Source organism: Advenella sp., from assembly GCF_052108595.1.
Classification (GTDB): Bacteria; Pseudomonadota; Gammaproteobacteria; order Burkholderiales; family Burkholderiaceae_B; genus Advenella.
In genome coordinates this window covers 25,264-35,617 of the sequence record NZ_JBQEAU010000035.1, presented here as the reverse complement: position 1 = coordinate 35,617, position 10,354 = coordinate 25,264, and the positions used below count along the sequence as shown (strand labels likewise).

Sequence of the window (10,354 nt, the reverse complement as noted above, 5' to 3'; positions counted from 1 at the left end):
CGCTATCAGGACGGCACCACCGCCAAAATGATTTTTGATGTTGCCACGATCATTTCGTATCTAAGTAATTTCATGAGCCTGCAGCCAGGCGATGTGATCTCAACAGGTACGCCCCCCGGCGTTGGCATGGGTGTCAAGCCTGAAGCGGTTTACCTGAAGGCAGGTCAGACCATGCGTTTGGGCATCGAAGGCCTGGGTGAACAGACACAGAAAGTGGTGCAGGCCTAAGGCTGGCACAAGCGCGGCGCGAAGGAGGCGCCGCGTTGCTTGAACCTGAATGTTGCTTGCGATATTCAGGTCGTTGTTGAAGTCGGGCGTCCGACCGCCGGAACAAGGTTGGTGCGATGCCTGACAGCAGTTGTAGATGTATAAAAACAGAACCGGCCGTCACGCAATTCGTGTGTACGGACACCACATCACAGGAGCCCGGCTGCGCCGGGGTTGCCTGTAAACGGAGACAGACATGAACAAACGCAATATGCTCAAAGGGTTGCTGGGGTTGACGTTGGCAGTGGGCGCAGGCATGGCTCACGCTGCTTACCCGGAGCGCCCCATCACTATGATCGTGCCTTGGGGTGCCGGTGGCGGCACAGATGCCACAGCCCGCATGATCGCGACTTTGCTCGAAAAAGAACTGGACAATCCGGTCAATGTGGTCAACCGCACAGGCGGCAATGGCGTCGTGGGGCATATGGCCATCGCCAAAGCCAAGCCTGATGGTTACACGCTGGGCATGCTCACGGTGGAAATTGCCACCATGAAGCATTTGGGCCTGACCACCATCACCACGGCCGACTACACGCCACTGGCCCTGATGAACGAGGACCCGGCCGGTGTGACGGTAAGCGCAACTTCAGAATACAAAGACATGAAAGGGCTTATGGAGGACATCAAGGCCAATCCGGGCAAGCTCAAAGCCTCCGGTACCGGACAGGGCGGCATCTGGCATATCGCCATCGCCGGCCTGGTCAATAATGCCGGCCTGCCAGCCAACTCGGTTCCATTCGTGCCTTCCAATGGTTCTGCGCCGGCAATGCTCGAGCTGGCTGCCGGTGGCATCGATATCGTGCCGACGTCTCTGCCGGAAGCGCGTTCAATGATCGACGCCGGCAAGGCCAAGCCGCTGGCCATCATGTCCAAAGAGCGCTCACCCATGTACCCGGATGTTCCAACGTTGAAGGAAACCATCGGTAGTGACTGGACTGTGGGCGTGTGGCGTGGCATTGCCGGTCCCAAGGGGCTGCCCGATGATGTGACTGCCAAGCTGGACGCAGCACTCAAGAAGGTCAACGAGAGCAAGGAATTTCGTGACTTCATGTCCAAACGCGGTTTTGGTGTTGCCTATGCCAGCGGCAAGGAATATGGCGATTACATGGCCAAATCCACCGCTGATTTCGGCGAGGTTCTCAAAGCCATCGGGATGGCCAAATAAGCTGATATGAACCGGGTGGTCGGTTCAGTGCGCCTTGCGTGCACCGGACCGTACTGCCGACCCTGTGGAAAATTCCCATGAAGATCAGTGATACCCTTTCCGGCATTATGATTGGCATTTTTGCCATTATCGTTTTTGCAATGTCGCTGTCGTTTCCCCCCACACCCGGCCAGGAATATGGTTCGGGGCTGTTTCCCCGCCTTATTGCTATCGGTTTGCTCATCTGTTCGGTCTGCTTGATTGTGCAAAGCAGGCGCCGCCGGGACAAGCAGCAGTGGCTGGCCTGGCACGGCCTGAATACGGTAACGTTTCTGCGCTTCTGCATGATCCCGGCGTCACTCGTTTTCTATTTCCTGACGGCACAATGGCTAGGCTTCTTTATTTCATCTGGCATTATTCTGATGCTCTTGTTCCTGGTGTTCGGCGTCAAACCCGTACGTGGCCTGATTCTGACCGTGATAAGCGTGTTGATCATCCACTTGTGCTTCTACAACATTTTGCAAGTCCCGCTGCCATGGGGATTGCTTGAGCCCTTTGCGTGGTGACTCTATGTTCATGAGCAATTTTACTGCTGCACTGGGTCAGGTGACCGATCCGTTTGTGCTGGGTGTCATTCTGGTGGCAGCCATGTTCGGTCTGTTCGTGGGCGCCATTCCGGGCCTGAGTGCCACCATGGCCGTCGCCCTGCTGGTGCCCGTGACTTTTTTCATGGATCCCGTTCCTGCCATTGCCATGATGGTCACCTCTACTGCCATGGCCATTACCTCTGGCGACGTGCCAGGATGTCTGTTGCGGATTCCCGGTACGCCGTCGTCAGCAGCATACACGGACGAGGCTTACAGCATGACCCGCAAGGGCATGGCGGACCAGGCACTGGGCGCCAGCATCCTGTTCTCTTTTGCGGGAGGTGTGTTTGGCACAATCGTGCTGATTACCTGCGCCCCCATGCTAGCCAATTTTGCGCTGAATTTTTCTTCGTATGAGTTTTTCTGGCTGGTGGTATTGGGTCTGTCCTGCGCCATCGTTATCACGCCGGCCAGCCAGCTCAAGGGGTTCGTGTCCTTGCTGATCGGCCTGCTGCTCGCTTGTGTGGGCATGAATAACCCGGCGGCCTATCCGCGCTTTACCTTCGGTAACGAAGACCTGATGAACGGGGTCACATTGCTGCCGATGATGGTAGGCATGTTCGCTATTGCCGAAGTTCTGCGCTATGCCGTCAATTCACAAGACAGTATCGGTGAAGTCAAGGCACAGGTCGGCAATATCTTTACCGGTATGTGGACATTGACCAAAAAATATCCGGTATCCATTCTGCGCGGCAGCGTGCTGGGCACGATTGTGGGCGCATTGCCAGGAGCGGGCGCCGATATTGCCGCCTGGATGTCCTATGGCATTAGCAAGAAGTTTTCCAAAGAACCGGAAAAGTTCGGCACAGGGCATGTGGAAGGCATTGTCGAGGCTGGTGCATCGAATAACTCGGCGCTGGCTGGCGCCTGGATTCCTGCTCTGGTTTTCGGGATTCCGGGAGACTCCATTACCGCGATCGTGGTGGGTGTGCTGTACATGAAAAACCTCATACCGGGTCCGATGATATTTACCAATAATGCAGTTGAAATGTACTCCATTTTTCTGGTGTTCATTATTGCCAATATCCTGATGCTGCCGCTGGGTTATGTGCTGGTCAAGATTGCCAGAAAAGTTCTGCGGGTACCGCGTTCCATGCTGATGCCTATCATATTGCTTTTCGGTATTGTCGGGACCTTTTCCATCAACAATAGCCCGTTCGACGTGATCATTATGATGCTTATGGGGCTGCTGGCCTATGTCATGGAAGAGAACGACTTCCCTGTCGCACCAGCCGTGCTGGGTGTGGTGCTGGGCGGCATGCTGGAAGAAAATTTTATTTCATCCATGATCAAGGCTGACGGTGATTTTCTCATGTTCTTTAGTCGGCCCATTGCTGCCGTATTGGGAGTAGTGGCCATTCTGATCTGGACTATTCCCATTATCAAACTGTTCATCGGCAAACCTAAGCCACCGGCTGGCGGCAATGGGAATCCGGCGACGCAACCAGGAACCACGACATGAACCAGACCGCCAACTCTGCTGTGCACCAGGCCGGCGAGCGATATGACGTCGAGACCTTGCGCGAATTTGCGCGAGCGCTGTTGGTAGCTGCAGGCACTTCGGACGACATTGCACGCAATGTATCGGATGTGTTGCTTGACGGAGATTTGCTGGGCCATACCACCCATGGCCTGGCGCTGCTCAATCCCTACCTGCAGCAAATAGAACAGGGAAAGATGAGCACGCAAGGCAACGCCGACATTGTCTCCGACAAAGGGGCATCGTTGCTGCTGGATGGGCGGCGTTTGCCGGGACCGTGGCTGGTGAATCAGGCCATAGATATGCTGCTGCCGCGCGCGCGGCAATACGGCACCGCCACTGCGGTGATCCGCCAAAGCCATCACATTGCCTGCCTGGCCAGTTATCTACTGCGGGCGGTTCGTGAAAATATGCTGATTGTGCTCAGTTGCTCAGATCCTTCGGGCCAGAGCGTTGCGCCGTTTGGTGGCACCCGCGCTGTATTTACGCCCAATCCGATTGCGATCGGCATACCATCGGCATCGCCCTTTCTGGTTGATATTTCCGCCTCGATTACCACAAATGGCATGAGCGGCCGCCTGGCCAAGGAAGGTAAACAATTCGAGGAAGAATGGCTGATTGACAGTGCCGGCAAGCCGACGCGTGACCCTGCAGTGCTGTCGCAAGAGCCGCCAGGCACCATCTTGCCGCTGGGCGGGCTGTCTGTGGGACACAAGGGCTTTGGGCTGGCGCTGTTGATTGAAGCGCTGACCGGCGGCCTGGCAGGTCATGGTCGGGCCGACAACGTCAAGGGCTGGGGCGCGACCGTTTTCGTCAGCCTGTATGATCCGGGCGCCTTCGGTGGCAACGACGCGTTCCTGCGCCAGATGGACTGGATTGCCGACGCCTGTCGCAATAACCCGCCTCGCGAAGGCTTCGACAATGTGCGCATGCCCGGGGATCGTGGCCTGGCATTGTATGAGCAGCAGAAGAAAAACGGCGTTCTCTTGCATCCGTCCATTACGCCACTGCTGCAGGAATCTGCGCAAACCTATGGCATCGGCATGCCGGCCACACTTTAATTTACGACAAGGATAGACAATGAGTCAGAATAGTTTACAGAACCGGGTGGCCGTCATTACGGGCGGTGCGCGTGGTATTGGCCTGGCTGCCGCAAAACGCATGCTGGAATCGGGCGCGTCGGTCGCGCTGTGGGATCTGGATGCCGATCGGCTGGCGCAATCGCGCAAGCAACTGGACACCCTGGGCAAGGTGACTGCGCATGCGCTGGACCTGACCGATCTGGCAGCGGTGGAAAACGCAGCGGCCGATACATTACAGCAACATGGCAAGGTCGATATTCTGGTGAACAACGCCGGCATTACCGGTGGCAACGGGGTGACTTGGGAACTTGATCCAGCCGTATGGCAGCAGGTGGTGCAGACCAACCTGATGGCCCCGTACTATACCTGCCGCGTGCTGGTGCCTGCCATGCTGAAAAACGGCTATGGCCGCATCGTCAATATCGCCTCGATTGCAGGTAAAGAGGGCAATCCGAATGCATCGCATTACAGCGCCTCCAAGGCCGGACTGATCGGGCTGACCAAGTCGCTGGGCAAGGAACTGGCAGAACGCAATATTCTGGTGAACGCCATTACTCCGGCTGCGGCAAAGACCGAAATTTTCGACTCGATGTCGCAGGAGCATATTGACTATATGTTGTCCCGGATTCCCATGAAGCGTTTTCTTGCCGTGGACGAGGCCGCCTCTATGATTTGTTGGCTGGCCTCGGAAGAATGTGCATTCAGTACGGGGGCCGTATTCGATCTGTCCGGCGGGCGGGCAACCTATTGACGACACCATAGCGTCACAAACCCGTGCGATTGTGTTCCATACATGGGATACAAAGCAGAAGAAATGATACATGCAGCCAGAAGCCGCATGGCATTTTAGTAAAAGGAGATTTTAATGACGATACTGGAAAGTCCATTTTTTCAGTCAGTGGCAGCGATTACGCGAGCCATGGAAAAGGCGCTCACTTATATGCTTGGCCTTTGCGTACTGGTGATGGTACTGCTGGTGTTCGGTAACGTAGTCCTCAGGTACGGTTTTAACTCGGGCATTACCGTTTCCGAGGAGGTCGCCCGGATGTCGTTCGTGTGGCTGATTTTCCTGGGCACCGTGATTGCGTTTCGCACCAAGCAACACCTCGGGGTCAACATGCTGCTGCACCGCCTGCCAATCATGATGCAAAAAATTATCCATATTCTGCGTCAGCTCATCATCATGTGGGTGCTCTGGCTGCTGATGCAAGGCGGCTGGGATCAGATGATGATTGGCATGAATACTGCATTGCCGGTTACCGGCTGGTCGCAGGCCCTGTTCAGCGGCATGGTGTGGTTCAGTGCGGTGGCCATGTTTGTACTGGCAATTGGCGATATTGCCATCGCAATCATGACACCGGCAGAACGTGGCTATCAATACCGGTTTAGAACTGCAGTCGACCATGTCGATGATGCGGGCTAACGCGAGTAACAGGAAACCAACATGACCGTAACCATATTTCTTTCCGTGCTGCTCGGCTTTATGGCATTTGGCATGCCAATCGCCTTTGCGCTGTTGCTCTCGGCCATCGGCCTGATGTTTTATCTGGACTTCTTCGACGTGCAGATTCTGGCGCAGAACATGCTGGCCGGCGCCGATAATTTCTCCTTGATGGCCGTCCCGCTATTCATGCTGGCCGGCGAAGCCATGAATGCCGGCGGCATGTCGCGGCGCATGGTCACGCTGGCCAGCTCCCTGGTCGGCCACGTGCATGGCGGGCTGGGCTACGTTGCGATTATGGCAAGTGTGTTGCTAGCCGCCCTCTCGGGTTCGGCCGTTGCCGATTCGGCAGCGCTGGCCGCTATGCTGGTGCCCATGTTGCGCAATCGTGGCTATGATTTGAAACAGTCCTGCGGCCTGATCGCCGCTGGTGGGATTATTGCACCTATCATTCCGCCGTCCATTTCATTCATTATTTTCGGGGTGGCCGCCAATATTTCGGTTACCAAACTGTTCATGGCCGGCATTGTGCCCGGGCTATTGATGGGGCTGACACTGGTCATGGTATGGACGTTCGTAGCGCGCCGCTCCACCAGTTTCCAGCCCTTTCCAAAGGAACCGTGGTCTGTCAGGGCCAAGGCATTGCGTGAATCGGGCTGGGCGCTGGTGCTTCCAGTCATCATTATCGGCGGCTTGCGCTTTGGCATTTTCACGCCGACAGAGGCAGCAGCAGTGGCGGCTGTTTATGCGCTGTTTGTAGGCATGGTTGTGTATCGCGAAATCAAAATACGACACTTGATGCAACTGCTGGTCAATGCGGCAACCACCACTAGTGTGGTCATGTTCCTGGTGGCTGCGGCTCTGGTTACGTCGTACATGATTACGCTGGCCGATCTGCCCAAGGAACTCATCGCTTTGCTGGGTCCGCTGGTTGACTCGCCCACCTTGCTGATGCTTGCCTTGGTGGTACTGCTCATACTGGTTGGAACGGCCATGGACCTGACGCCGACAATCCTGATTCTGGCGCCGGTGTTGATGCCTGTCATCAAGGAAGCCGGCATCGATCCAACCTATTTCGGGGTGATCTTCATCATGGTCGGTTGCGCCGGCCTGTTGACGCCGCCCGTAGGAACCGTGCTGAATGTGGTCTGCGGCGTCGCCCGCATTCGCATGGAAGATATCATCAAGGGTGTATGGCCATACGTGACGGCCTACGCCCTGCTGATTCTGCTGCTTGTGCTTTTCCCGCAGATTGTCACGGTACCGATGAACTGGTTCTATTGATCTGCAAACTATACCTATATCCTGGAGATGAAAATGAAGACTTTGAAAAAGACCGTTGTGAGCCTGACAGCAGTAGCGCTGCTAGGCATGGGTTCGGCGGCCGTATGGGCCAAGGACATCAAACCACGTATTATCCGTTTTGGCTATGGCCTGGCCGATGACAGCCCGACCGGCAAGGCTTCGGCGCACTTTGCCGAAGTGGTCAGCAAGCTGAGCGATGGCAAAATGAAGGTCAAGACCTTCGGCAACGGCGCCCTGGGCCCTGATGAACAGTTGATCAATTCTTTGATCAGCGGTTCCGGAGAAATCACATTTGTGTCCACCGCTCCTATTGCCAGCCTGATTCCTGAATTTGGGGTATTTGATCTGCCGTTTTTGTTCGACAATGAAAAAGTGGCAGACGCGGTGCTGGATGGCCCGGAAGGCAAGAAGCTGCTGGACAAATTGCCGGCCAAGGGTCTGATCGGACTGAACTACTGGGAAAACGGCTTTCGCAATATCACCAATTCCCGCCGCGAAATTTCCAAATTGGAAGACATCAATGGCATCAAGCTGCGCGTGATGCAGAACCAGGTCGCCCTGAGCGTGTTCAAGGGCCTGGGCGCCAACGCCATTCCCATGCCGTTTACGGAATTGTTCACTGCGCTGGAAACCAAAACAGTAGATGGCCAGGAAAATCCGTTGTCCACGATCCAGACCAGCAAATTCTATGAGGTTCAGCCATACCTGACGCTGTCCAACCACGTGTACACGCCGTTTGTATTCCTGGCATCCAAAAAATGGTTTGACCAGCTGTCCCAGGATGAAAAAGATGTCATTGTGCAGGCAGCCGAAGACAGTCAGGCATTCCAGCGCAAAGCCAGCCGCCAGGGCAATGAAGATGCGCTCAAGTACCTGAAAGAACACGATGTCAAGGTGGCCGAGTTTTCTACCGAGGAAAAAGAGAAGATTCGTGAGAAAGTTGCGCCGATTGTCGAAAGCCTGAAAGCCAAGATTGGCAACGAAACAGTCGATGGTGTACTGGAAGCAGCAAAAAAGGCTTCCGGCGCCTGAGTATTATTACAATTGAAATAGAAGGAACCCGTTATGTCTACGTCAGAAAAAACGCCTTTGCGCAGCCGCCGGTGGTTTGACAACCCGGCCAATCCAGGCATGACTGCCCTGTATATCGAACGCTACATGAATTACGGTATTACCAGGGAAGAGCTGCAGTCGGGCAAGCCCATTATCGGCATTGCCCAGACGGGTTCCGATCTATCGCCGTGCAACCGGCATCATCTGGAGCTGGCTACGCGGGTGCGTGATGGCATTCGTGATATGGGCGGAATTCCACTGGAGTTTCCGGTTCATCCCATACAGGAAACCGGTAAACGTCCGACCGCGGCCCTTGATCGCAATCTGGCCTATCTGGGCCTGGTCGAAATTCTGCATGGCTATCCGCTAGATGGCGTAGTGCTGACCACTGGTTGCGACAAAACCACGCCCGCCTGCCTGATGGCGGCAGCCACCGTCAATATTCCTGCCATTGTCTTGTCGGGCGGCCCCATGCTCGACGGTTGGTGGAAAGGCAAGCTGGCGGGCTCCGGCACTGTTGTCTGGGATGCGCGCAAGCGCCTGTCTGCTGGGGAGATTGGTTATGAAGAATTCATGAACAATGTGGCCTCATCCGCTCCCTCGGTGGGCCACTGCAATACCATGGGCACAGCGCTGTCCATGAACTCCCTGGCCGAAGCCCTTGGCATGTCGTTGCCCGGTTGTGCAGCCATTCCTGGACCACATCGGGAGCGGGGCTGGATGGCTTATGAAACGGGTCGCCGCATTGTCGATATGGTCCGGGAAAATCTGCGTCCGTCCGATATCATGACCCGCGCCGCCTTTGAAAATGCGGTGGTCGCGGCTGCGGCACTGGGCGGCTCATCCAACTGCCCGATTCACATGGTAGCGATTGCCCGCCATATGGGTGTTGATCACACGCTGGCAGACTGGCAGCGTCTGGGTCCGCAAATTCCATTGTTGGTAGACTGCCAGCCTGCGGGGCGTTTCCTTGGGGAAGCGTTCCACCGTGCCGGTGGTGTGCCGGCCGTCATGAAAGAGCTGCTGGATGCCGGTAAAGTGGATGGTACGGCCATGACCGTGACCGGCAAAACGCTGGCCGATAACCTGGCGGCCGTGCCAACCCCGGATCGCGAAGTGATTCGCGCCTACAACGCACCGTTGCGAGAAGCCGCAGGCTACGTTGTCCTTACCGGTAATCTGTTCGACAATGCGGTCATCAAGACCAGTGTGATCGACGAAAAATTCCGCGCCCGTTTCCTGTCTGACCCGGCGCACCCGAACGTGATGGACCTGAAGGCAGTGGTTTTTGAAGGGCCGGAAGATTATCACGATCGTATTGAAGATCCGGCGCTGGGGATTGACGACAAATCCATACTTGTGATTCGCAACAGCGGTCCGGTGGGCTATCCGGGGGGCGCTGAAGTGGTCAATATGCAGCCCCCGGCTTATCTGCTCAACAAGGGAATAGATACGCTGCCCACCATGGGCGATGGTCGCCAGAGCGGTACCTCGGCCAGCCCGTCCATTCTGAACGTCTCGCCCGAGTCGGTGGTCGGCGGCGGGCTTGCCTTGCTGCGCACCGGTGATATCGTCAGGGTAGATCTGAACACCTGTCGCGTCGATGTCCTGATTGCCGAAGAGGAACTGCAGGCACGGCGTGCCGCTTGGGTAAAACCGGAGTTGCTGAACATGACGCCGTGGGAGGAAATTTACCGCGGCATGGTGGGCCAGCAGGGCGATGGCGCATGTCTGGAAGCGGCGACCGCTTATGTAGATATCATCCAGACGCGGGGCGAATCGCGCGATAATCATTAATGTCATTTATCGTAGCTATTTCGTCTGCTATATTGGCGGCGAGATAGCGACCAGATGGCAACCAAATAGCAACCCAATGGCAGCGGGCTGCAGCGCAAGTCCATGGCGCCCAAGTCTGTGCAAACGCTGGTCGCATTG

The 10,354-nt window shown here is 55.9% G+C and carries 10 protein-coding genes; all 10 read left to right on the top strand.

Annotated elements, in window-relative coordinates:
• On the top strand, positions 1-228 hold a 228-nt coding region (locus ACTIKR_RS08490), incomplete at its 5' end, for a fumarylacetoacetate hydrolase family protein (protein ID WP_442327606.1).
• 235 nt (positions 229-463) lie between these two features.
• A complete protein-coding gene (locus ACTIKR_RS08485; RefSeq protein WP_442327605.1) occupies positions 464-1,432 on the top strand; it encodes a Bug family tripartite tricarboxylate transporter substrate binding protein in 969 nt (322 codons plus the stop codon).
• A gap of 77 nt (positions 1,433-1,509) precedes the next feature.
• Complete coding sequence (locus ACTIKR_RS08480; RefSeq protein ID WP_193089992.1) at positions 1,510-1,977, top strand: tripartite tricarboxylate transporter TctB family protein; 468 nt, start codon at positions 1,510-1,512, stop codon at positions 1,975-1,977.
• Positions 1,978-1,987: 10 nt separating this feature from the next.
• Positions 1,988-3,520: a tripartite tricarboxylate transporter permease gene (locus ACTIKR_RS08475; protein WP_193089993.1), complete on the top strand. Its 1,533-nt coding sequence runs from the start codon at positions 1,988-1,990 to the stop codon at positions 3,518-3,520.
• A complete protein-coding gene (locus ACTIKR_RS08470; protein ID WP_193089994.1) occupies positions 3,517-4,599 on the top strand; it encodes an Ldh family oxidoreductase in 1,083 nt (360 codons plus the stop codon). The genes ACTIKR_RS08475 and ACTIKR_RS08470 overlap by 4 nt, the downstream gene beginning before the upstream one ends.
• A 19-nt stretch (positions 4,600-4,618) precedes the next feature.
• Positions 4,619-5,371, top strand: a complete 753-nt coding sequence (locus ACTIKR_RS08465; RefSeq protein ID WP_193089995.1) for an SDR family NAD(P)-dependent oxidoreductase — start codon at positions 4,619-4,621, stop codon at positions 5,369-5,371.
• 114 nt (positions 5,372-5,485) lie between these two features.
• The gene (locus ACTIKR_RS08460) at positions 5,486-6,043 is read left to right on the top strand and encodes a TRAP transporter small permease (RefSeq protein WP_193089996.1); all 558 of its coding nucleotides are present in this window, start codon (positions 5,486-5,488) and stop codon (positions 6,041-6,043) included.
• Positions 6,044-6,064: 21 nt separating this feature from the next.
• Positions 6,065-7,345 carry a TRAP transporter large permease subunit gene (locus ACTIKR_RS08455; protein WP_193089997.1) on the top strand — a complete coding sequence of 427 codons (1,281 nt, stop codon included), beginning with the start codon at positions 6,065-6,067 and terminating at the stop codon, positions 7,343-7,345.
• 27 nt (positions 7,346-7,372) lie between these two features.
• Positions 7,373-8,398 carry a TRAP transporter substrate-binding protein gene (locus tag ACTIKR_RS08450; RefSeq protein WP_193089998.1) on the top strand — a complete coding sequence of 342 codons (1,026 nt, stop codon included), beginning with the start codon at positions 7,373-7,375 and terminating at the stop codon, positions 8,396-8,398.
• Between the two features lie 33 nt (positions 8,399-8,431).
• A complete protein-coding gene (locus ACTIKR_RS08445; RefSeq protein ID WP_193089999.1) occupies positions 8,432-10,216 on the top strand; it encodes an IlvD/Edd family dehydratase in 1,785 nt (594 codons plus the stop codon).
• Positions 10,217-10,354 lie beyond the last annotated feature (138 nt).

Excerpts from the sequence above, each read along its gene's own strand:
- ACTIKR_RS08445 (WP_193089999.1), top strand. The coding sequence starts at position 8,432 with ATGTCTACGTCAGAAAAAACGCCTTTGCGCAGCCGCCGGTGGTTTGAC.
- ACTIKR_RS08455 (WP_193089997.1), top strand. The coding sequence starts at position 6,065 with ATGACCGTAACCATATTTCTTTCCGTGCTGCTCGGCTTTATGGCATTT.
- ACTIKR_RS08480 (WP_193089992.1), top strand. The coding sequence starts at position 1,510 with ATGAAGATCAGTGATACCCTTTCCGGCATTATGATTGGCATTTTTGCC.
- ACTIKR_RS08450 (WP_193089998.1), top strand. The coding sequence starts at position 7,373 with ATGAAAATGAAGACTTTGAAAAAGACCGTTGTGAGCCTGACAGCAGTA.
- ACTIKR_RS08475 (WP_193089993.1), top strand. The coding sequence starts at position 1,988 with ATGAGCAATTTTACTGCTGCACTGGGTCAGGTGACCGATCCGTTTGTG.
- ACTIKR_RS08470 (WP_193089994.1), top strand. The coding sequence starts at position 3,517 with ATGAACCAGACCGCCAACTCTGCTGTGCACCAGGCCGGCGAGCGATAT.
- ACTIKR_RS08485 (WP_442327605.1), top strand. The coding sequence starts at position 464 with ATGAACAAACGCAATATGCTCAAAGGGTTGCTGGGGTTGACGTTGGCA.
- ACTIKR_RS08465 (WP_193089995.1), top strand. The coding sequence starts at position 4,619 with ATGAGTCAGAATAGTTTACAGAACCGGGTGGCCGTCATTACGGGCGGT.
- ACTIKR_RS08460 (WP_193089996.1), top strand. The coding sequence starts at position 5,486 with ATGACGATACTGGAAAGTCCATTTTTTCAGTCAGTGGCAGCGATTACG.